This window comes from Chryseobacterium sp. GTID13 (assembly GCF_056172655.1).
Genome location: NZ_JAOCMB010000005.1, coordinates 1496196 through 1517077, shown reverse-complemented (window position 1 = coordinate 1517077; position 20882 = coordinate 1496196). Strand labels below are relative to the sequence as shown.

19 protein-coding genes and 1 pseudogene are annotated in these 20882 nt (G+C 38.2%); 11 read left to right on the top strand and 9 right to left on the bottom strand.

Annotated elements, in window-relative coordinates; all coding sequences use genetic code 11:
• Positions 1 to 92: 92 nt before the first annotated feature.
• Complete coding sequence (locus N4G44_RS13520; RefSeq protein WP_474927642.1) at positions 93 to 584, top strand: DNA-deoxyinosine glycosylase; 492 nt, start codon at positions 93 to 95, stop codon at positions 582 to 584.
• Positions 585 to 741: 157 nt separating this feature from the next.
• Here the strand turns inward: N4G44_RS13520 and N4G44_RS13515 are convergent, their stop codons facing one another.
• From N4G44_RS13515 to N4G44_RS13500, 4 genes and pseudogenes are all read right to left on the bottom strand, one after another.
• Positions 742 to 1776, bottom strand: a complete 1035-nt coding sequence (locus N4G44_RS13515; protein ID WP_474927639.1) for a phosphotransferase enzyme family protein — start codon at positions 1774 to 1776, stop codon at positions 742 to 744.
• Between the two features lie 106 nt (positions 1777 to 1882).
• Complete coding sequence (locus tag N4G44_RS13510) at positions 1883 to 2671, bottom strand: sugar phosphate nucleotidyltransferase (protein WP_474927638.1); 789 nt, start codon at positions 2669 to 2671, stop codon at positions 1883 to 1885.
• A pseudogene (locus N4G44_RS13505) lies at positions 2661 to 4057 on the bottom strand (Gfo/Idh/MocA family protein). The gene N4G44_RS13510 and the pseudogene N4G44_RS13505 overlap by 11 nt, the downstream one beginning before the upstream one ends.
• A 330-nt stretch (positions 4058 to 4387) precedes the next feature.
• Entirely contained in the window at positions 4388 to 5080 is a 693-nt protein-coding gene (locus tag N4G44_RS13500) for an AIM24 family protein (protein ID WP_474927637.1), read from the bottom strand.
• A gap of 179 nt (positions 5081 to 5259) precedes the next feature.
• Here N4G44_RS13500 and queA point away from each other — a divergent pair, with 179 nt between their 5' ends.
• From queA to N4G44_RS13475, 5 genes are all read left to right on the top strand, one after another.
• Positions 5260 to 6309: a tRNA preQ1(34) S-adenosylmethionine ribosyltransferase-isomerase QueA gene (queA, locus tag N4G44_RS13495; protein ID WP_474927635.1), complete on the top strand. Its 1050-nt coding sequence runs from the start codon at positions 5260 to 5262 to the stop codon at positions 6307 to 6309.
• A 72-nt stretch (positions 6310 to 6381) separates the two neighbouring features.
• Positions 6382 to 7416, top strand: a complete 1035-nt coding sequence (gene rlmN / locus N4G44_RS13490; protein ID WP_474927634.1) for a dual-specificity RNA methyltransferase RlmN — start codon at positions 6382 to 6384, stop codon at positions 7414 to 7416.
• A 73-nt stretch (positions 7417 to 7489) separates the two neighbouring features.
• The gene (locus N4G44_RS13485) at positions 7490 to 8416 is read left to right on the top strand and encodes a sterol desaturase family protein (RefSeq protein WP_474927633.1); all 927 of its coding nucleotides are present in this window, start codon (positions 7490 to 7492) and stop codon (positions 8414 to 8416) included.
• 165 nt (positions 8417 to 8581) lie between these two features.
• Entirely contained in the window at positions 8582 to 9457 is an 876-nt protein-coding gene (locus tag N4G44_RS13480) for a hypothetical protein (RefSeq protein ID WP_474927632.1), read from the top strand.
• Between the two features lie 73 nt (positions 9458 to 9530).
• Positions 9531 to 10508 carry a polyprenyl synthetase family protein gene (locus tag N4G44_RS13475; RefSeq protein ID WP_260543716.1) on the top strand — a complete coding sequence of 326 codons (978 nt, stop codon included), beginning with the start codon at positions 9531 to 9533 and terminating at the stop codon, positions 10506 to 10508.
• A gap of 59 nt (positions 10509 to 10567) precedes the next feature.
• On the opposite strand, the gene N4G44_RS13470 is transcribed toward N4G44_RS13475, so the two are convergent.
• Together N4G44_RS13470 and N4G44_RS13465 are read right to left on the bottom strand one after the other, a co-directional pair.
• Positions 10568 to 11356: a hypothetical protein gene (locus tag N4G44_RS13470; RefSeq protein WP_474927631.1), complete on the bottom strand. Its 789-nt coding sequence runs from the start codon at positions 11354 to 11356 to the stop codon at positions 10568 to 10570.
• A gap of 269 nt (positions 11357 to 11625) precedes the next feature.
• A complete protein-coding gene (locus N4G44_RS13465; RefSeq protein WP_474927629.1) occupies positions 11626 to 11925 on the bottom strand; it encodes a hypothetical protein in 300 nt (99 codons plus the stop codon).
• Positions 11926 to 12057: 132 nt separating this feature from the next.
• On the opposite strand from N4G44_RS13465, the gene N4G44_RS13460 reads away from it, so the two are divergent.
• Together N4G44_RS13460 and N4G44_RS13455 are read left to right on the top strand one after the other, a co-directional pair.
• Positions 12058 to 14490, top strand: a complete 2433-nt coding sequence (locus N4G44_RS13460) for an alpha-ketoacid dehydrogenase subunit alpha/beta (protein ID WP_474927628.1) — start codon at positions 12058 to 12060, stop codon at positions 14488 to 14490.
• An 84-nt stretch (positions 14491 to 14574) separates the two neighbouring features.
• Complete coding sequence (locus N4G44_RS13455; protein WP_474927627.1) at positions 14575 to 14922, top strand: hypothetical protein; 348 nt, start codon at positions 14575 to 14577, stop codon at positions 14920 to 14922.
• A 9-nt stretch (positions 14923 to 14931) separates the two neighbouring features.
• Here N4G44_RS13455 and N4G44_RS13450 read toward each other — a convergent pair whose 3' ends face one another.
• Positions 14932 to 15321 carry a winged helix-turn-helix transcriptional regulator gene (locus tag N4G44_RS13450; protein WP_040994066.1) on the bottom strand — a complete coding sequence of 130 codons (390 nt, stop codon included), beginning with the start codon at positions 15319 to 15321 and terminating at the stop codon, positions 14932 to 14934.
• 123 nt (positions 15322 to 15444) lie between these two features.
• On the opposite strand from N4G44_RS13450, the gene N4G44_RS13445 reads away from it, so the two are divergent.
• Positions 15445 to 16506, top strand: a complete 1062-nt coding sequence (locus N4G44_RS13445; RefSeq protein ID WP_474927625.1) for an NADH:flavin oxidoreductase — start codon at positions 15445 to 15447, stop codon at positions 16504 to 16506.
• 126 nt (positions 16507 to 16632) lie between these two features.
• Here the strand turns inward: N4G44_RS13445 and N4G44_RS13440 are convergent, their stop codons facing one another.
• Complete coding sequence (locus tag N4G44_RS13440) at positions 16633 to 16851, bottom strand: hypothetical protein (RefSeq protein WP_474927624.1); 219 nt, start codon at positions 16849 to 16851, stop codon at positions 16633 to 16635.
• A gap of 375 nt (positions 16852 to 17226) precedes the next feature.
• Positions 17227 to 18429 (bottom strand): C1 family peptidase, encoded by a 1203-nt coding sequence (locus tag N4G44_RS13435; RefSeq protein WP_474927623.1) that lies wholly within the window; start codon positions 18427 to 18429, stop codon positions 17227 to 17229.
• Positions 18430 to 18681: 252 nt separating this feature from the next.
• Between N4G44_RS13435 and N4G44_RS13430 the strand changes: the two genes are divergently transcribed.
• Both N4G44_RS13430 and N4G44_RS13425 read left to right on the top strand, forming a co-directional pair.
• Complete coding sequence (locus N4G44_RS13430) at positions 18682 to 19200, top strand: RNA polymerase sigma factor (RefSeq protein WP_474927621.1); 519 nt, start codon at positions 18682 to 18684, stop codon at positions 19198 to 19200.
• A gap of 11 nt (positions 19201 to 19211) precedes the next feature.
• On the top strand, positions 19212 to 20882 hold the full coding sequence (locus tag N4G44_RS13425) for a TonB-dependent receptor plug domain-containing protein (RefSeq protein ID WP_474927620.1): 1671 nt from the start codon (positions 19212 to 19214) through the stop codon (positions 20880 to 20882).

Below are 20882 nucleotides of genomic sequence, written 5' to 3'. Positions count from 1 at the left end.
AATAAAAATAAAATATCAATAGGAGCGGGCTTTAGCCCGCTTTTTGTTTTCAACAGGAAGGAAGGCTTTAGCCAAATTTTATATATTTGAATATGCAAAACAGAATTTCCTCGTTCCCTCCGCTCATTGATCATCAGTCTGAAATTTTAATTCTGGGCTCAATTCCCGGAGTAAAATCTTTGGAAAAACAGCAGTATTATGCTCATCCTCAAAATAAATTCTGGAACATTATTTTTCATCTGTTCAATGAAGAATTTACAGAAGATTATACCGAAAGAAAAAAGGTTTTAAAAGAACATCAAATAGCAGTCTGGGATGTCATTGATTCCTGTGAAAGAAAGGGAAGTCTGGATTCTGAAATCAAAAATGAAGAAGCCAACCGAATTGCTGAGCTTTTAGATGAGCATCCCAATATCAAAGCTATTTTCTGTAACGGAGGAAAATCATATAAAAATCTACAGAAGCTTTTAGGGAAAAACTATAGGTTACCTGTATTTCAGCTTCCATCTACGAGCCCGCTTCATACTGTTTCATTCGATAGGAAACTGGAAGAATGGAAGAGCATTTTAAAGTTCTTGAAATAAATTTTTTTCTCGCAGATTAAGCAGATTACGCAGATGTTTGCGCATATGACAGAACATAAATACATTTCTGTGATCTAAAAAGACTCATTCGGAGCTCAAAACAAAAGATTGACATTTAAAAATCTGCTTAATTTGCACAATCTGAGAGAGTTTTGTATTAATCATCTTTCAAATATTTTCTCAAACCTTTCAGCAGCTCCAGTTGATTTCTGGTCCTGTCAAGATTGTGTTCAGCATATTTTGTAGAGTAATAAATGCTTCCATTCAGATAATCAGTCAGAAAACGGACAGCCTGGATATAAATGACAACCTGTGCGGCATAATCCAGATTTTCAAGCTCTTCAAAAGTCAGTTTTTCTTTTAAATACAGCAAAAACCCATCTTTTACAGTTCTGTAAATTTGGGAATTGAAATTATCAGCTGCATTTCCATCATCTTCATCCAGCATATTCGTATAAGATCTCGCCATATCGCCGAAGTCATACAGAATGGTAGAAACCGTTACCGTATCGAGATCAATAACAGCCAGAGGACTTGAATTCTTATCAAAAAGTATATTTCTTACATTAGGATCTCCGTGGATAATTCTTTTAGGCAAAAGGCTTTCTTTTTCCATTTCAATCCACTTTTGGGGAAGAAAAAGCAGCTCATTCGTGGACTCTATTTCTGACCCGGCATTTCTCAACAGGTCTTCATTGGCGTTCTGTAAAGAAATCTGATAATCTGAAATCCTTTTCTCAAAATTAATGAAATCGGGAATCGGAATCCGGATATCAGGAAGATCTGCAGGATTTATGGTATTTAAAAAGCTTCCGACAGCCTTTGCAGATTCATAAGCTGTTTTTAAATCGGGAATTTTAAAGAAAGTCTTTGTATTTTCAATGAAACTGAGCATTCTCCACGACTCTCCCTCGTCATCCTGCATCATCAGGTTGCCGGATAAAGTTTTCTTTATATTGACCAGCTGCAAAGGATAATTTCCGTTTTCAAGCAGGGTATTGATCAGTAAGTGATTATGGGTAACAATTTCGGGAAAATGAAAAACCTGTCTGTTGATTTTCTGAAGGATAAATTTTTCTTCAGAATCATGATCTTCCACCAAATAGGTAGTATTGATCAATCCATTGGTAATAGGAGTTATCGTACAGTTTTCAGTTCCGGTGAATCCGGTTACGATTTGTTTTAATTCCATAAATCTTCAGGGTATCTGTTTTTTGCGATTTCTGATGCCAGAAAATCTTTAATACTGCTTTTGTCATCTGCGTAAGTAACTCCCATCCATTGGGAAGGGGATGCTTTCACCAGAACCTTTGCCTTTTTTCATCAATCATTATCTGTACGGCAGAAGGAACATAAAATTCATCGGATGGTTCCGGATTTGACTTGATAAAATCATAAAAATAATTTTCCAGATCAATAAAAACAGAAGGGTGAAAAATGAAAAAATTCATCGATACCAATGTATCGGGAGCTATTTCAATATCATTCCCGTTTTTGGTATAAACAATTGAGTTTCCTTCTCTTCGGATTGAAGTCTGTTCTTCTATTGTTATCAGATAATGATCTGCATCTAGGGTACATATTCCTCTTGCTACATTTCCGTTTCCGCTCAAAGTGGATTCTACCGGATAAGCGGCCATCCCAAACTGTGATTCTGAAATGTGCAGGTCAATTTCTTCAGACGCCAGCTGATAAACCTCTTTCCCGTAAAAATCATCTGCATTGATCATGACAAAAGGTTCCTGTATAACATTTTTTGCACAGAGAACGGCATGGCCTGTTCCCCATGGTTTCTCTCTTTCTGATGCATCATAGTCCCGGGGCAGGAAACTCTCTTTTTCCTGATACACCCAGTGAAGTTCAAACTCTTCTTTTGGGGATATTGTATTTAATCTTTCAATATAACTTTCCGGAATAAGTCTATTGACAATAATAACAATTTTGCTGAAACCTGCTCTCAAGGCATCATAGATGGAATATTCAAGGATTGGCGATCCGTTATCCAGGATTCCGTCTATCTGCTTCAGTCCTTTGTAGCGGCTTCCTAAACCTCCGGCTAGTATCAGTAGTGTCTTTTTAGAATTCATCAGTCATTCCAAATACAGGTTTACGGGTCTTCCATTTTCCATTGGTAAAATCCGGAATGTCTACGGCCTGACCACCTTTAGCAATAGATTCCTCGCTGAGTGGAGTGATAGAATACCATAAAGCAAGATCATACACATCCATCGGGAATTCTATATTTCGTTTGATGCATTCAATGAAGGTATTCATGACAAAAAAGTCCATACCGCCATGTCCTGCACCTGCAGCTGTACTTTCAAATTTTTTCCAGATAGGATGATCAAATTCTTTCATCCATTTTTCAGTATTTTCCCACCGGTGAGTATGGTTCATAGTTTTCTCAAAATAAATATGCCCCTGGTTGAAATCTCCCCAGCCGAAATCCTGCCACAAGCCTTCAGTTCCCTGTACTCTGAATCCAAGATCATAAGGTCGCTGTAAGCTTGTGTCATGGGTTAAAAGGATCGTTTCCCCATTTGCACAGGCAATCTGGGTAGTGACAATATCTCCCTGGTTGAACTTAACTTTTGCATTAGGATGGTTTTCCCCGCCTTTCGGGTGCTCTGTAATATACTTGTGAAGCCCCACAGACTTTGAAGAGAATGAGGAAAGCCTTGTTAAACGGTTACCACGGTTGATGTCCATCATAACGGCTACAGGACCCAATCCATGGGTAGGATAGAGCTCACCGTTGCGTTTTACATAATGTTCCGTTCTCCAATGAGCTTCGCTGAACCCTTTTTCGCCAAATTCAGCGCCGGAATTATAAGGCGTAACCCCGTCATTGAAAAGAACACCCCTTAAATCATGCTGGTAGCCGCCTCTTCCATGAACCAGTTCGCCAAACATTCCCTTACGGACCATATTCATAATAGCCATGATATCCCTGCGGTAGCATACATTCTCCATCATGAAAATAGGAACTTTTGTTTCCTCATACACCTTTACAAATTCCCAGCAGTCCTGCAGCTTTATAGCTCCTGAAACTTCCATGCCGACGATTTTTTCGCCCTCATTGCCTCGGTACCTTGCGGAAGGTGCCATTCCCACGGAGTGGCTATTACGACGGCATCAATTGTTTTAAGCTTCAAAAGATTTCTGTAATCATATTCGCCGTTTGAAAACTCCTGGGCGGCAGATTTGTTATTGTCTTGTAATATTTTCTGAGAAGCAGCAAGCATTCTTTTGTCAGGATCTGCAAACGCTACAATTTCTACATCATTACGTTTTGCCAGCAGTTTTACGTGTTCCTGTCCGCGGAGTCCTACACCGATAAAGCCGACGCGGACTTTTTTATCTGATTTAAAATCATCGGAATAGGCAAATAAAGAATTAGGTAAAACCAATGCACCAAAACTGGCCAGAGCAGCGGTTTTAATAAAGTTTCTACGTGAAGAGGTGGTGTCCATTAAAATTTTTTCCTAAATATATTAAAAAGTTGCGAGGTGAGGGGTATGGATGCGGGATACGGGGTTGGAGAGTCGGAGAGTTTTAGAGTTTTAGGGTTTGAGATTCGAGGTGCGTTGTATGGGAAAATAAAAAACAGCTGCCCCGATAGAAGACAGCTGTTTTACAATTATTTATCATATAGAATGGATAAGTTCAAATGACAGATTGTTAAGTCTTAAAATAATAAGCTTTTATTATTTTAAAACCAATTCATCAAATTTCAGGAGACTATTAAAAAGTAGCACTACATAGTAGCTTCAGGCCTCCTGCTTATAGCTTCAAGCTCAATACTATTTTTCTGTGAAATATACTTCTTCATAAGGCTGGATCAGCACCCATCCGTTTCCTGAAAATTTCATCTGAAACTCTTCTCCGCTCCCTCTTCCGATCAGGCTTTTAAAGGAAACATTTGTTTTCAGATCCGGACTTAAGTTACCTGACCATGCTACTGTAGCGTTAGGATCCGTAAAAACAGGACTGTCCGGTGTTACCATCAGGGTCAGCGGTTCACCATGGGTAGTTATGGCAATGTGTCCCGTTCCGGAAAGCTTTACCTGGAAAAGGCCGCCGGCCATCATACCCGCAATACTTTTAAGCATGGTAATATCACTTTTTACATTCTGTTCATGGGCCAGTACATCATTTCCGTTTACACATACCGATTCGTTATTCAGATAAAGGATGCGTACTTTTTTACCGGAATCTGCCACATATAATTTACCGTTTCCTTCAGCTTTCATCAGTTTTGCTCCTTCACCGCTGATCGCTTTCTTTAAAAGATTCCCGATTCCTCCTGCCAGCATTCCCTGTCTTTCAAAATTAATCCCTCCTACATAAGCTACCATGCTTCCTCTTTTGGTCCACACTGCCTGGTTATTAAGGTTAATTTCCAGCATATGTGGCGTTTCAAGTTCAAAATAATCCTTCTGCTGTGGATTTTCTTTAGTTTCGTTAACGAAGGCTTCCAATGAATATTTGCTCATAGTGTCAATTTTTTAATGTCTTCAAAAATAATATTTTTTCCCTTCACAGATCACCGTAGAATTACGGTTTTAAATTGATTTTAAATAATACTTGACAAAGGGGTATTCAATGTTGTATATTTGCACTCCGAAAAATTACACTTGTAATTTGAATAATTTTTAAACCGTAATTTAAAAAAATGAAAACATCAGATTTTAATTTTGATCTTCCTGCGGAATTATTGGCAGAACACCCATCCGAACACAGAGACGAAGCCAGATTAATGGTTCTTAACAGAAAAACAGAAACCATTGAGCATAAGCTGTTTAAGGATGTTGTTGACTATTTCGATGAGAATGATCTTTTTATCTTCAACAATACTAAAGTTTTCCCTGCACGTCTTTATGGAAATAAAGAAAAAACAGGAGCTAAAATTGAGGTTTTCCTTTTAAGAGAGCTTGATAAGGAAACCAGAGTATGGGACGTTCTTGTAGATCCTGCAAGAAAAATCAGAATCGGTAACAAACTATTCTTTACTGAGGACGAATCTTTGGTTGCTGAAGTTATCGATAACACAACGTCAAGAGGAAGAACATTGAGATTCTTATTCGATGGTTCTTATGACGAATTCAGAACAAAACTGAAAGAACTGGGAGAAACTCCGCTTCCAAAATACATCAAAAGAGCAGTAGAGCCGGAAGATGCAGAAAGATATCAGACCATCTATGCGAAAGTAGAGGGAGCAGTAGCTGCACCTACAGCTGGTCTTCACTTCTCCAAGCATTTGATGAAAAAGTTAGAGATCAAAGGAATCGATTTTGCTGAAGTAACCCTTCACGTTGGTTTGGGAACTTTCAACCCGATCGAGGTAGAAGATCTTTCCAAGCACAAAATGGAATCTGAAGAAATCATCATTGACGAGAAAAATGCTGAAATCATCAATAAAGCGGTAGAAGCTCACAGAAGAGTTTGTGCAGTAGGAACCACGACTATGAGAGCATTGGAAACTTCTGTTTCTTCAAACAAAAAAATCTCTGCTTTCAATGGGTGGACAAATAAATTTATCTATCCGCCTCACGAATTTGGAGTGGCCAACTCGATGATTACCAACTTCCACACGCCAAAATCAACATTATTGATGATGATTGCTGCGTTTGCCGGAAAAGATTTCATCATGCACGCTTACGAAGAAGCCGTAAAAGAAAAGTATAAATTCTATTCTTACGGTGATGCAATGTTAATTTTATAAAAAAGATATCAGGTAAAAGGTTGCAGGTAGTAGTTACCTGCGACCTGAAACCTATCATCTGCAACCTTACTAATGAAAGATATCCGAGTTTTATCACTGGACCAGCTTAAAGATTACTTTGTAACTTTAGGAGAGAAACCGTTTCGTGCGAAGCAGGTTTATGACTGGCTATGGAGTAAAAACCTCCATTCGATTGATGAAATGACCAATCTTTCGAAGTCTCTCCGTGAAAAAATTTCCGAAGAGTATACCATTAATCCTGTTTCTGTCGACCAGCTTCAGAGAAGCACAGATGGAACAGTCAAAAACGGAGTGAAGCTCCATGACGGATTATTGGTAGAATCTGTTCTTATTCCAACAGAAACAAGAACTACTGCCTGCGTTTCCTCACAGGTAGGATGTTCCCTGAACTGCGAATTCTGTGCAACGGCAAGACTCAAGAGAATGAGAAATCTTGAAGTTGCTGAGATTGTAGACCAGGTTGCCCTGATCGACAGCCAGAGCAAAATGTACTTCAACAGACCTCTTACCAACATTGTCTTTATGGGAATGGGAGAGCCGATGATGAATTACAAGAATGTAGTGGAAGCCATCAGGAAAATTACCCAGCCGGAAGGTTTGGGAATGTCACCAAGAAGAATTACCGTTTCTACATCCGGAATCCCGAAGATGATCAAAATGCTGGCAGACGATGAACTTCGTGTAAAGCTGGCCCTTTCACTTCACTCTGCTATTGAATCCAAGCGGAATGAAATTATGCCTTTCTCTGATAAATTTCCACTCACGGATATTATGGAGGCTCTTCAATACTGGTATCAGAAAACAGGCTCTGTGATCACTTTTGAGTATTGCGTATGGAAAGGAATCAATGATGGTGATGAGGACATTAAAGCTCTGATTAAATATTGTAAGCAAGTTCCTTCCAAGGTAAATCTTATCCAGTATAACCCTATCGGAGACGGAAAATATGACCAGTGTAATAAGCAGGCGGAAGAAAATTATGTACGTCAGCTTGAAAATGCCGGAATTACCGTTATGATCAGAAAAAGCCGTGGTGGCGATATTGATGCTGCATGCGGACAGCTTGCCAATAAAACACCGGATTAAAATTTCCTTAAAAACCTTAAATTTTTTCTTAAAAATTCCCTAAAAGCTTAACTTTACATAAAGAAAAGTTATTATGGACTTCTTTATGAGCGAGGACGGTCTTGAGAACGTATACGCATGGGCTATTCCATTCCATGCTGCCGTTATTTTGGCAGAAATGATTTACAGCCATGTTTCTGAAGCCAAGTTGTATAACGGAAAAGATGTTGCGACAAGCGTTTATCTGGCCCTGATGAACTTTGGCCTGGATCTCATTATGAAGACTTTCGCGATGGGAGTGATGTTCTTTTTTTACAACCACAGGCTTTTCACTTGGGATTTTACAGTTTGGTATTGGCTTATCTGCTTTGTGATCACAGATTTTGCTTATTACGTGCTGCATTATGTAGATCACCATTCCAGGGCATTCTGGGCAGTTCATATTACCCACCACAATTCGGAATACTTCAATCTGACAACCGGATTCAGAAGTCCGGTACTGCAGCCGCTTTACAGATATCTTTATTTTTCGCCTCTGGCTTTTTTAGGCTTTAATCCTTGGCATATCATGGTTGTGTATGCGATAGGACAGGTATATGGCACCTGGGTACATACACAAACTGTGAAAACTATGGGAATACTGGAATATATCCTGGTAACCCCTTCCCATCACAGGGTACATCATGCCTGCAACATCAAATATCTGGACCGGAATATGGGCATGTGCCTCATTATCTGGGATAAAATCTTCGGAACTTTTGAGAAAGAAGATCCAAATGTACCTGTCAAATATGGAATTTACCCTAAAATGCCTGATAACAAACCGGATACTGTTCTTCTTTACGAATGGAGAAAGATCTGGAAAGATATCAGACAACCAGGACTGAAATTTTCAGACAGAATCAATTATATCTTCAATTCACCAGGCTGGAGACATGACGGGACAGGAAAAACGGTAAGACAATATCAGAAAGATTATCTACAGAAACAGGCTGGAAAACAGAAAAGGAAATCTGCCTAAGGTGTTTTTGTATTGTGAATCATAAGTTCTTACAATAACAATCTGTCGGATCCAAATTCCCCTCCTTTGAGGGGTGGCAAAAATTCAAAGAATTTTTGACGGGGTGGTTCTAAGCAAAACACTTCTCAATTTTCCCAATCATCTGCAAACCCTTACCTTTGCTCTATGAAAAAACTCCTCCTTTTCTCTGCTTTTATCATTTTCCAATGCTCATTTTCACAACAAACTGATTTTTTTAAAATAAGAAAATTCAGAGTTGCTTATTTAGATGATAAGATCCAGGAAACTTCAGGACTAAGCCTTCTGAATGGGAAACTTTATACCTTTAACGACAGTGGTAATGCTCCTGAAATTTTTGAACTGGACGAAGCTTCCGGAAATATCAGAAATACATTCACAATCAATGCTAAAAATAAAGATTGGGAAGCGCTTACCAATGACGGCAAGAATTTCTATATAGGAGATTTCGGTAATAACGGAGGGACAAGAAGAGATCTGGAAATTTATAAGCTGCCTTTTCAGGATGAGCCAAAGAATGATTCCATTACTAAAATATCATTTTACTATCCGGAGCAGACAGAGTTTATTCCCCGGTATACCAACAATGATTTTGATGCCGAAGCGATGATTTATCTCAACGGAAAGCTTCACCTTTTTACCAAAGAATGGAAATCAAAGTCTACATCCCATTATATTATTGACCCCAATATACCGGAAAAACAGAAAGCTGAGAAAACAGAATCCTATAAGACCAATTTTGTAGTGACCGATGCTTCTTATTATGACCGGAAACTTTATCTGATAGGATATACCAAGAAAACGGAAGTATTTCTGAATATATTTACAGAAACAGAACCAGGAATTTTCTTTAAAGAAATCCCAAAGCATTATTATCTCGGAAGTGCTCTGGCCATCGGGCAGATCGAAGGGATTGCCGTAAATGATACAGGAATGTACATTTCAGGGGAAAAATTTAAGTCGAGATTGGGAGGATCACAGCCGGCATTGTATTTTATTCCTAAAGAACAATTCAAAGATTAATTTTGTTCCGAAATTGCGTGAAAAAAATTATCTTTGTGAGAATTAATAAGTATTTACCTTTCATTCACAGATTTTGGCAAATATCGTAGAAGAAATCAAACGACCGATCAATGAGGAAATGAAACTTTTCGAGCAGAAGTTTTATGAATCGATGCAGAGCAAAGTGCCTTTATTAGATAAAGTAACCCGTTTTATTGTTACTACTAAAGGAAAGCAGATGCGTCCTATGTTCGTTTTCCTTTGTGCAAAGCTGATCGGTGAGGTTAATGAAAAAACGTACCGTGGCGCTTCTATGATTGAGCTTATTCACACGGCGACCCTGGTGCATGATGATGTGGTGGATGAAAGTTTCAAGCGCCGTAATTTCTTTTCCATCAATGCCTTGTGGAAGAATAAAATTGCTGTTTTGGTAGGAGATTATCTTTTATCAAAATCAGTACTCCTTTCTACGGATCATAAAGATTATGACCTTTTAGGGGTCATCTCAAGGACAATTCGTGAAATGTCCGAAGGCGAGCTTCTTCAGTTGGAAAAGGCCCGAAAACTGGATATCACGGAAGATGTATACTATGAAATTATCCGTCAGAAAACAGCCACTCTTATTGCAGCCTGCTGTGAAATTGGAGTTTTATCCAATAATGCGGACGAAAGTCTTGCTAAAAAAATGATGAATTTCGGAACTTACACCGGGATGGCTTTTCAGATTAAAGATGACCTTTTCGACTATTTAAGTTCAAATGTAATCGGGAAACCTGTTGGGATAGATATTAAAGAACAGAAAATGACCCTTCCTCTGATCTATACCCTGAAAAATGCCAGTGAAAAAGACAGAAAGTACTACTTCAATACCATAAAGCGTTATAACAATGATCAGAAACGGGTAAAAGAACTGATCGAGTTTGTAAAGAGCTCCGGAGGTATGGATTATGCTATAAAAGTGATGAAAGATTTTCAGCAGAAAGCTAAAGATATTCTGGAGGAATTTCCGGATTCTGAAGCCAGGAAATCATTACACAGTATGCTTGATTATGTAATTGAAAGAAAATTCTAAGGATTAGAATTAAGGATAAAAAAAGGGATGTCGCGCGACATCCCTTTTTATTCTTAAGATTAAATCTTTTGTACTGTAACATTGGTTACATTTCCACTTCCTGTACTTCCGGTTTCAGTAGACAAAACTGTACAGTTTTGATTAGGAGCAGCTGTAAAACGAATCTGGTAGCCTGCTGTTGGTATTACCAGCACAGTGGTATAGTTCATCAGCTCTCCTACCGTTGCGCTGGTTGCTGTTGCATTATAATGACTGCCTCTTCCCAGGTAATTGGCATCCGGATTAGGTCTTACCCCAATCAGGAGCTGAGTTCCGGCCGGAGCATTCGCAAAGCTTGCTTGTAGCGTAACCAGGTAATTTCCGGGCTGATTGAAAGTTAATACACCAGTGGTTGCATTGTAAGAATAGAACGGTGAAGTTGCCAAAGGAGTAGAAAATAATAGAGTAGTAATTGTGCTTGATGTCAAATTCTGATTGGCTGCCAAGCGGGCATGGAATAATGAATAAGCCGTAAAGTCTATCGTTTTTAATACACCGTTTCCATCAGCCACAACAACCCTGTCCGTACCTCCTATTCCCACATTCGAATTGATGTTACGGATTCTAGCATTTCCTGAAGCCACATCCAGTTTGTCTGTTGGACTTGTAGTTCCGATACCTACATTGGCGGTACTTGTCACAACAAAATCATTAGCCTGCTGTGTAGCTGAAGGCACACCTGACGACGGATTGTCTTTTGCTGCATCAATATGAAAACTGGCTTGTGGATTATTTGTGTTGATACCTATTTGGGCACAGAGAATGCCTGACGTTAAAAAAACGCCACATAACGAAATAATTTTTTTCATCTTTTAATTTTTTTCTTTTGTGTGTTAAAATTACTCAATATTTCAATCCAATTAACAATTTTCATACCATTATAGAAATAATGATTAACAATATGATAATTTTAGGTAGTTTTTTTAGACTTTTTTATTAATAATGTAAAAAATCCCTTTTGTTTGAAATAATTTATACGTTGAAATGTGTTGTTCTCTTACTACAGCAATAACAAATAAGTGAATTATTGACAGGAAAAAATATTATGCCGACAAATTGTATGGTTAGAATAATAGATTTAGTCAATTATTTTCACGGTCACAATAATAACTGCCAAAACAATACAAAATAAAGCGATTAAAAATAGATAATCCGCAATGGTCTCATATTTATGTTCCCGTCTTTCGCTTTTCGTCCGGATAGCCAGGAATGAGAAAAAACAGCTGCAGGCGAAAAGCATGCACGAAACGCCGGCAAATTCGTCCAGATGTGTATGCACACTGATTTTTGTGATTTTTAGTGAAGTGATGATGATCAGGGAAAAACCCAAAAGATTGCTGGATGCATTCAGGATATGAGGTGACTTTTTTTCCATCATTTACAATTTTTCACAAGATAAAACACATTTTTTTTATTATCAAATTTTTAAAAAAATTATTGAAAATTAAAATTAATTTAAAAATTGTATATTAGCGCAATACTTGAAGAATAAAAACTTTTATATCTAGCTATGCAGACAACCTATATTGAAACACAGCAAATTTCTTTCCAGGATTTTAAAAATCAGATACTTGAAGATTACAGGTTAGGAAGGATATCGCGCGAAATGTCTTACCTTGGAAGGAGAGAAGTACTGACAGGAAAAGCTAAATTCGGAATTTTTGGGGATGGTAAGGAACTTCCTCAGCTGGCAATGGCGAAAGTTTTCAGAAATGGAGACTTCCGTTCAGGATATTACAGGGATCAGACTTTTGCATTAGCGGTAGATGCTTTAACGGTTGAAAGCTTTTTTGCACAGCTGTATGCAGATACAAGTGTAGAAAGAGAGCCGGCATCAGCAGGTAGACAGATGAACGGACACTTTGCAACAAGAAGTTTAAATGAAGATGGTAGCTGGAAAGACCTTACAGCACAGAAAAACATCTCTTCCGATATTTCGCCTACGGCAGGACAGATGCCAAGACTTTTAGGATTGGCTCAGGCTTCCAAAGTGTATAAAAGTGTAAAATTTGAAGGTTCTGAAAAGTTTTCAAAAGAAGGAAATGAAATTGCTTTCGGTACTATCGGGGATGCTTCTACAGCAGAAGGACACTTCTGGGAAACCCTGAATGCGGCGTGTGCTCTTCAGGTTCCAATGATCGTTTCTATCTGGGATGATGGCTACGGAATTTCTGTTCCGACCAGAAATCAGAGAGCAAAAGCGGATATTGCTGAAATGCTGAGCGGTTTTCAGAGAAAAGAAGGTGAAAATCAGGGTTGCGAGATCATTCAGGTAAAAGCATGGGATTATCCTTCATTACTGGATGCTTATGCAAGAGCAGAGCATTTTGCCAGAACGGAAAGCATTCCGGTGGTGGTTCACGTTATTGAAGTAACCCAGCCTCAGGGACACTCTACATCAGGATCTCATGAGAGATATAAAAATGAAGAGCGTCTTTCGTGGGAGGCGGATTTCGACGGTTTGGTGAAATTTAAAGAATGGATCCTGAACTATTCAATTGAAATTGAAGGGAAAGAAGAAATTATAGCTTCAGCAGAAGAATTGGATGCGATTGATGATGAAGCTAAAAAAATAGTAAAAGCAGGTCAGAAAAATGCCTGGGAAAATTACCAGAAGACGATTACTGATCTCACTCAGTCGGTTCTTCCTTTAGTTGAAAACCTTAAAGGACAGAATGCTGAAATCGAGGGCTATATCGCTCAGTTTAATAAGCTTGTTTCCAAAGCTAAAAAAGATGTTTTTCATCTGACAAGAAAAGTATTGTTAGCTACAAGAGGGACAAATTCTGCAGAAAGAACCCAGCTGATGCAGAAATACAATGAAATCTTTGAAAAAGAAAAAGACAACTATTCTTCCCATTTATATTCCCAATCTCAGTGGAAGGCTGAAAATGTGAAAGAAATCAAACCTGTTTTCTCAGACAGCTCTGAAGAGGTGGACGGAAGAGTAGTGGTAAGAAATAACTTCGACAAAATTTTCGAAAAGTATCCTCAGACTCTAGTATTTGGTGAAGATGCCGGGAATATCGGTGACGTTAACCAGGGATTGGAAGGAATGCAGGAAAAATACGGTGATGTGCGCGTTGCAGATACCGGAATCCGTGAAGCGACCATTCTTGGTCAGGGAATCGGAATGGCTATGAGAGGTTTGAGACCTATCGCTGAAATTCAGTACTTAGACTATATCCTTTACTGTTTACAGGGAATGAGTGACGATCTGGCAACAGTTCAGTACAGAACAAAAGGAGGCCAGAAAGCTCCGGTAATTATCAGAACCAGAGGCCACAGACTGGAAGGTGTATGGCATTCAGGCTCTCCGATGGCAGGAATTCTGAACCTTTCAAAAGGTATTCTGGTATTGGTTCCGAGAAACTTAACGAAAGCTGCCGGATTCTACAATACAATGCTTCAGAGTGACGACCCGGCTGTGATTGTTGAATGTCTGAACGGATACAGGTTAAAAGAAAAACAGCCTGATAACTTGGGTGAATTCACGGTTCCTGTAGGAAAAATTGAAGTAACCAAAGAAGGAAAAGATGTTACGTTGGTCACTTACGGTTCCACATGGAGAATTGTAATGGATGCAGCAGAGCAATTGGAAAAATTAGGAATCTCTGCGGAAGTAATTGATGTACAGTCTTTAATTCCTTTCGATTTAACTCACGAAATTGCTGAAAGTGTGAAGAAAACCAACAGATTGGTGGTGATTGACGAAGATGTGGAAGGAGGAACGTCAGCATTTATCCTTCAGCAGATTTTAGAGAAACAAAAAGCATTCAGATATCTTGATTCAGATCCGTTAACAATTGCTGCCAATGATCACAGACCGGCTTATGCAAGTGACGGAGATTATTTCAGCAAGCCATCTGCAGATGATATGGTGGAAAGAATCTATGCCATGTTCAATGAGACAAATCCTCAGAAATATCCTGCGATATTTTAATTGGGATTTCAGATAAAATGAAGCCGCTTTCTTTTGGGAAGCGGTTTTTAATTTATATTTGTTAAACCATTTTAGCTATAAACCATGAAGTTCAAATTTTTCTTTATATGTCTTTTATTAATAATTACGGGTTGTAAAAATGAAAAGAAAGAAGTTCTTTTGGCCGACAGAGAAGCTCCTGTAGGTCAGGTTTATCTGAAAATGTATGATGATAAAAGTTTTGAATTTATTTCACAAGGAATGTTGAGAGATAAAGATATTTATACAGGAAGTTATGAATTTGAAAATGATACTCTTTATTTTAAATATAGTGATTCAATTCCAAAAGCAGGTACAAAAGCCATCATTGAGAAAGGTTTTATAAATTATATTGATGGAAATTACCCGGAAAGTGTAGAAATAAAACTTAATAAATTACATTTAAAGCAATAAAAAAGACCATCAAACGACAGCCTTTTTTGTATTCTTTTGTTCCAAAAGAGTTTTGCAATCTTTCTCTTTCTCAGGATCATACACATGATATTTCGTTTCCCACTCTTCCAGCTGGTATAAGATGGGTAACAATGCCAATCCTTTTTCCGTCAATGAGTATTCTACTCTTGGAGGGATTTCTTTAAACTCTTCACGAATTACCAGTCCGTCGGCTTCCATTTCACGTAACTGGTCGGTTAAGACTTTTCTGGAAATTACATTAATTCGTACCGCAAGTTCTCCAAAACGTAATTTTCGGTCCTTAATCACCAATACGATGATCGGTTTCCATTTGCTTCCTAAGGCTGACATTGCTTTTCCTAAAGGACAGCTGTATGCCATTAATTCATTTTGCTTCATATGTTACTTTTACGTTACTAATGTAAGTTACTGCAAAGTTACCACTTTTTTAAATTTGAAAGATACAAAAATGAACTATTATTAGTTACTTTGTGTAACAATTATAAAAATACCAATTTAAAAATGAGTACAGAATCATTATTTAAACCATTTACTTATAAAAGTCTTGAACTTAAAAATAGAATTGTAATGGCTCCTATGACCAGAGCCCAATCTGATAATGGAGTTCCAACCCAGAATATTGCAGAATATTATGCCAGAAGAGCTGCCGCAGAAGTCGGATTAATTCTTTCCGAAGGAACGGTAATCAACAGAACGGCTTCAAAAAATATGCAGAATATCCCGGATTTCTATGGCAATGAAGCATTGGCAGGCTGGAAAAATGTGATTAATGCAGTTCATCAGAACGGAGGTAAAATGGGTCCTCAGATCTGGCATGTGGGAGATACAAGAATGTCTGAAGATTATCCTCTGGCACCAATGGAGAAGGCTTCAACAATGACTTTGGAAGATATTCAGGATACCATTGCGCAGTTTGCAGCTTCTGCAAAATCTGCAAAAGATTTAGGTTTTGATGTTGTTGAAGTTCACGGAGCACACGGATACCTCATTGACCAGTTCTTTTGGGATGTTACCAATACAAGAACCGATGAATATGGCGGAAAAACAATCAAAGAGAGAAGCCGTTTCGCAATAGATGTGATTAAAGCGATAAGAGCAGCAGTTGGCGAGGATTTCACCATTATTCTCCGTCTTTCACAATGGAAGCAGCAGGATTACAGCACCAAATTGGCTTTAACACCAACGGAAATGGAAGATTGGCTGTTACCTTTAAAAGAGGCCGGAGTAGATATTTTCCATTGCTCACAGCGTCGTTTCTGGGAACCGGAATTTGAAGGTTCAAACTTGAATTTTGCAGGTTGGGCAAAGAAAATTACAGGCCAGCCAACGATCACTGTTGGTTCCGTAGGTCTGAAAGGAGATGTTATGGGAGCTTTTGCAGGACAGGGTACTGAAAAAACAGATCTAACTGAACTCATCAAAAGGCTTGATAATGAAGAATTTGACCTTGTTGCAGTAGGACGTGCCCTTTTACAGGATCCTCAGTGGGCTCAAAAGATAAAAACAGGAAATACCGCAGAACTGCTGGACTTTTCAGCAGAAAGCATGGGAAAACTGTATTAAAATAGTGAATGGTTAATTGTGAATTCGCTTTACTGTCAATTTTTAATTTCTGGGAATAATGATTATAATTCACTTGCGAAGCAAAATTGAACATTGACTATTCACTTAAAATATTAAATTTTTCACCTACTTATTATTTAAGAAACCCGCTTTCAGAACTTCTGAAAGCGGGTTTTGATTGTTATTAATATGGACATTCCATTGTGTTTGAAATACATTTCCAGCGGGAAGGGAATCCGTTTTGAGGCGGAATATAGCATGCCGTTGTTCCTTCAGGACAATCAGGAGCATTTCCTCCGTTGATTTTTTCAAATCCGGTTTTGTTAATTTTTTCAGATTTTTCATATTTTTAGATTGAGTTTAAAATGTAAGGTTTGCCTAATCAGATCTTAGTTTGGACATCCGACACCCGGCTCACAGGTCCAGTAACTTGGAATACCGTTTTGAGGACGGTGATAGCAAGCAGTTGTTCCCTCCGGACATTCAGGGGCACTGCCTCCATTAATTTTTTCAGATCTGATTTTACTAATTTTTTTAAATTTTTCATAGATAATAATTTGTTTGATACTTAAAAGTAAAATATTTTCACTTAACAGCGAAATAATTTAGAAAAAAGTATGAAAATAAAAACAACAGCGCTCCGAAAATATTTCGGAGCGCGGTTTTAACAGATTTAAATATCTAAAATTACCGTCAGAGACAGTAACAGTGATTTATTGATTATAAACCAATATTTTTGGTAGGCTTTAACTGCTTCAGAATGCTTTTCGGAACAGCGTTCTTATGAATCAGGATAGCTGTCGATTTGTATTCCACATAAGGTCTTGTTACATAAATATAACCCTCGAAATCGTTGGTTACACCCCAGGAATTCTTTACCATATAATATTCCTTACCCGTCTGGTCTTTGGCAAGTCCTACGATGTGCATACCATGGTCATCAGTTGTTGAAAGATTGTTAAGGCCTTTTTGACGCATATCTTCCGTGATGGTTTTGTCTTTTTTAGATTCGGTGAATAAAGACTGTTTGTTCTCATCAGTGATCGTATTCAGGTCGATATCAGGAACGTAAGCTACCCCGTTTTTGTAAGAGAAATAAGGTTCGGTAACGTCTGTTGCCCATCCTACGGAATATCCTTTGTTTACAGCATTGTCAATAATAGCTGTAAGGTCTTTCATCGGAACATTCCAGTCAGAATCATGGCTCCAGTTATCCGGTATCGGAACTACGAATTTCTGGTAATACGGATAATCTTTATAAGAAGAGATTTCGATATAATCTTCAGGGTTGATTCCTACCACTTCTTTTGCAAATGTTTTAGGAGTATAGTTCTTTCCTTCGTAAGTAAAGTTAGCCGGTACTTTTCCAAGATATTCATCCAGAATGGAATCTACAGAATCCATCCAGTTATCCGTAAGTTTCCCCTTTGAACCTGCCTGTACAAGGCTGTCTAAAACAGGCTTAATTTTCCCCTGCATTTCTTTGAAATTGTTCAGGGTTTGTCCTGCTTTCAGTCCTGTATACACATCCTGTGGAACAGCACCGTATTTTTTATACATATTGATAACATCATGCAGCTCACCACCGTCGCCCCAGCTGATAGCTCCGTTGTTCAGAACATATAATTTAGCTTTATCATGATAGGAATTCCTTGCTGTGAAGATTTCAGCAAGATCTACAGGTTTTTTACCCATTCTCTGCATTTCAGATTCAAGGAAAGAATTCCCTGAGTAGCTCCAGCAGGTTCCAGATGAACCCTGGTTTTTTACTGAAGTAGCTCCTACGTCCTTTAACGTTGTGAACTGGAAATTAGCATTTTGAGATTGATTGTTTTTTAATTTGTTGATCAAGTCATCTTGGGCAAACATCATACTTCCTGCAGACAAAACAAAAAGTAATGAGGCAATTTTGGTATTTTTCATTACTATAAAAGATTATTTATATGAATAGTCGTTCATATTACAGATTTGTTACAGAGGGAAAAGTTAAATTTGGATGAATAAAAAAGATGAAAAGGTAAAAAGGCTATTGCGAAACTTGAGAAGTAAAATTGCAGTTCGATTATTTGCCTTTTCGCTGTTTAGCCATTTAGCTTTATCAGCCTTTTTGCAAAAAAACAACCATTTCCAACCCATCTTAAAGTTTAGGCATCTATAAGAGTATAAAGCCTGACTATGGAAAGAGAATTACTATTAGAATGCCAGCGTAGCAGCCGCAGTGCACAGCGGAAAGTATACGAGAAAATGGCGGGCAAGCTGTACTCAGTCTGCAGACGCTACCTGAAAAATGATGAAGATATTGAAGAAGTATTAGCCGATACTTTTTACAAAATATTCACCAGGATTACTCAGCTCCAGAATCTGGATACTTTTGAAGCCTGGGCCAGAAAAATTGCCGTGAATGAGTGTCTTCAAAAGCTGCGGGCCACCAAAGCCCAGTTCATCTCTATGGATGACAGCTTTGTGGAAACTTCAGGAAACTTATCGGAAAGTATTTCATTTGAAAAGGATATTCTGAGTCTACTGAACTTTCTTCCCGAAGGCTGTAGAGCAATATTCAATCTTTTTGCGATCGAAGGATACCCGCATAAAGAAATTGCATCCATGCTTTCCATCAGTGAAGGAACATCGAAATCCCAACTCAATTTTGCAAGGAAAAAATTACAGGAACTTTTGATCAATCAGAACATTTAAACTTTAGAACAATGGAAAATAATCAAGATATAGATAAAAGATTCAATGAGGCCTCCAGGCTTTCAGAAGAACCGGCAGTTTTTCCGGGTTTTGATAAAGTCTGGGCAAAAGTTGAAGAGAAATTAGATAAAAAAGAAGAAAATAAGAGAATACTGCCTGTTTGGTTCCCATATGGAGTTGCGGCAAGTTTAATTATTGGTTTGGGAGCATTTTATTTTATCAGTAAAAATAAAACAGTTGACCCTTCAAAACCTGTCATTGTTGAAAACAGAGTGAAAACCAGCCCTGGAAAGAATGCAGTCCAGGCAGTTGACAGTACGGTAAAATCCAATATTGAAAAAGAAGTTGAAGCTTCAAACTCTTTACAAAAAGAACCTGTTTTAGCTTATGAACCTGAAATCGCTAAAAAAGCAATTGATAGCAAATACAATGAAATCTATTCCTCAAGGAAAGCTGATTATTCAACGGATGAATTTTTTATTAAAAAGAAAAATGAAACAGTAACACCGGTAACTGAAAAAAGAAGGGGACAGTGGAAAGATACTACGAAAACGCAAGAGATTGAAGAAGTGGTGATGGTAGGAGCTATGGGAGTCAAGAAAAAAGTGGATATGGTAACATCTTCATCGGCTATTACAGTTACTTCAACAGAGAAACCAGGCAGTATGTCAGTGGCTTCTTTAAGCGGTAAGGTAGCAGGATTGAAAATTTCATCAGGTCCGGAAAGATCTTCAGAAATACGGATAAGAGGTTCAAGAAGCATTAGCGCAGGGAAACCTTTATTTGTAGTAGATGGAAAGGTGTTTGAATCAGATTTGTTCAGTGTATTGGATGCTAAAAATGTCAAAGAATTAAGAGTTATTAAAGGAGCAGAAGCTACCGCTTTATATGGAAGCAAGGCAAGTGAGGGAGTGATTCTGGTAACCACTAAAGGATTATCAAAATCTGATCTGGAAAAACTGAAAGAAACGGCATCCAAAAAAGCTGAAGAAACTATAAAAGAGCCGGAACCGGAGCTTCCTAAAGCAGGGCAGCTGACAGCTGGAGAAGTCAATGATTTCTCAAAATGGGATTACTGGAAAGATATTGCCGTTCCCACTCTTGATGAATATAAAAATACCTGGAAGTTTTTTCCTGAGAAACGTGTATCCGTACAGTTGGTGAATAAAAACAGAAAACCGGTAATCGGGGAAAAACTAAAATTACTAAATGATAAAAAAGAAATTATCTGGGAAGCTGTCTCCAATAATCTGGGAAATGCAGAATTGTGGATAGATCCTATGAAAAGTGGTAATCCGGTTTCCGGAAAATATTATCTGGCTGACGGTTCAGGCCAGATCATCAGCAGCAATATCAGGGATTTCAGGAACGGGCAGAACCTTATTATTCTGGATAAGCCCTGTATTAGGCACAGAAATCTGGATCTCGCATTTGTAGTGGATGCAACAGGGTCTATGGGCGATGAGATTTCCTACTTGCAGTCTGAGCTTCTTGATGTTTTGAGAAAAGTTGAAAGCAATCTGAAAAATACAGCCGTAAGATATGGATCTGTTTTTTACAGGGATCAGGGTGATGAATATGTGACCAGAAAATTCGATTTTTCGGATAAAGCAGAAGATCTGGTTAGTTTTATTAAAGATCAGAAAGCTGCTGGAGGGGAGATACCCCTGAAGCGGTCGTAG

Excerpts from the sequence above, each read along its gene's own strand:
- rlmN (WP_474927634.1), top strand. The coding sequence starts at position 6,382 with ATGAAAGATATCCGAGTTTTATCACTGGACCAGCTTAAAGATTACTTT.
- N4G44_RS13510 (WP_474927638.1), bottom strand. The coding sequence starts at position 2,671 with ATGAATTCTAAAAAGACACTACTGATACTAGCCGGAGGTTTAGGAAGC.
- N4G44_RS13480 (WP_474927632.1), top strand. The coding sequence starts at position 8,582 with ATGAAAAAACTCCTCCTTTTCTCTGCTTTTATCATTTTCCAATGCTCA.
- queA (WP_474927635.1), top strand. The coding sequence starts at position 5,260 with ATGAAAACATCAGATTTTAATTTTGATCTTCCTGCGGAATTATTGGCA.
- N4G44_RS13500 (WP_474927637.1), bottom strand. The coding sequence starts at position 5,080 with ATGAGCAAATATTCATTGGAAGCCTTCGTTAACGAAACTAAAGAAAAT.
- N4G44_RS13455 (WP_474927627.1), top strand. The coding sequence starts at position 14,575 with ATGAAGTTCAAATTTTTCTTTATATGTCTTTTATTAATAATTACGGGT.
- N4G44_RS13435 (WP_474927623.1), bottom strand. The coding sequence starts at position 18,429 with ATGAAAAATACCAAAATTGCCTCATTACTTTTTGTTTTGTCTGCAGGA.
- N4G44_RS13520 (WP_474927642.1), top strand. The coding sequence starts at position 93 with ATGCAAAACAGAATTTCCTCGTTCCCTCCGCTCATTGATCATCAGTCT.
- N4G44_RS13470 (WP_474927631.1), bottom strand. The coding sequence starts at position 11,356 with ATGAAAAAAATTATTTCGTTATGTGGCGTTTTTTTAACGTCAGGCATT.
- N4G44_RS13460 (WP_474927628.1), top strand. The coding sequence starts at position 12,058 with ATGCAGACAACCTATATTGAAACACAGCAAATTTCTTTCCAGGATTTT.
- N4G44_RS13515 (WP_474927639.1), bottom strand. The coding sequence starts at position 1,776 with ATGGAATTAAAACAAATCGTAACCGGATTCACCGGAACTGAAAACTGT.
- N4G44_RS13445 (WP_474927625.1), top strand. The coding sequence starts at position 15,445 with ATGAGTACAGAATCATTATTTAAACCATTTACTTATAAAAGTCTTGAA.
- N4G44_RS13425 (WP_474927620.1), top strand. The coding sequence starts at position 19,212 with ATGGAAAATAATCAAGATATAGATAAAAGATTCAATGAGGCCTCCAGG.
- N4G44_RS13450 (WP_040994066.1), bottom strand. The coding sequence starts at position 15,321 with ATGAAGCAAAATGAATTAATGGCATACAGCTGTCCTTTAGGAAAAGCA.
- N4G44_RS13430 (WP_474927621.1), top strand. The coding sequence starts at position 18,682 with ATGGAAAGAGAATTACTATTAGAATGCCAGCGTAGCAGCCGCAGTGCA.
- N4G44_RS13440 (WP_474927624.1), bottom strand. The coding sequence starts at position 16,851 with ATGAAAAATCTGAAAAAATTAACAAAACCGGATTTGAAAAAATCAACG.
- N4G44_RS13465 (WP_474927629.1), bottom strand. The coding sequence starts at position 11,925 with ATGATGGAAAAAAAGTCACCTCATATCCTGAATGCATCCAGCAATCTT.
- N4G44_RS13485 (WP_474927633.1), top strand. The coding sequence starts at position 7,490 with ATGGACTTCTTTATGAGCGAGGACGGTCTTGAGAACGTATACGCATGG.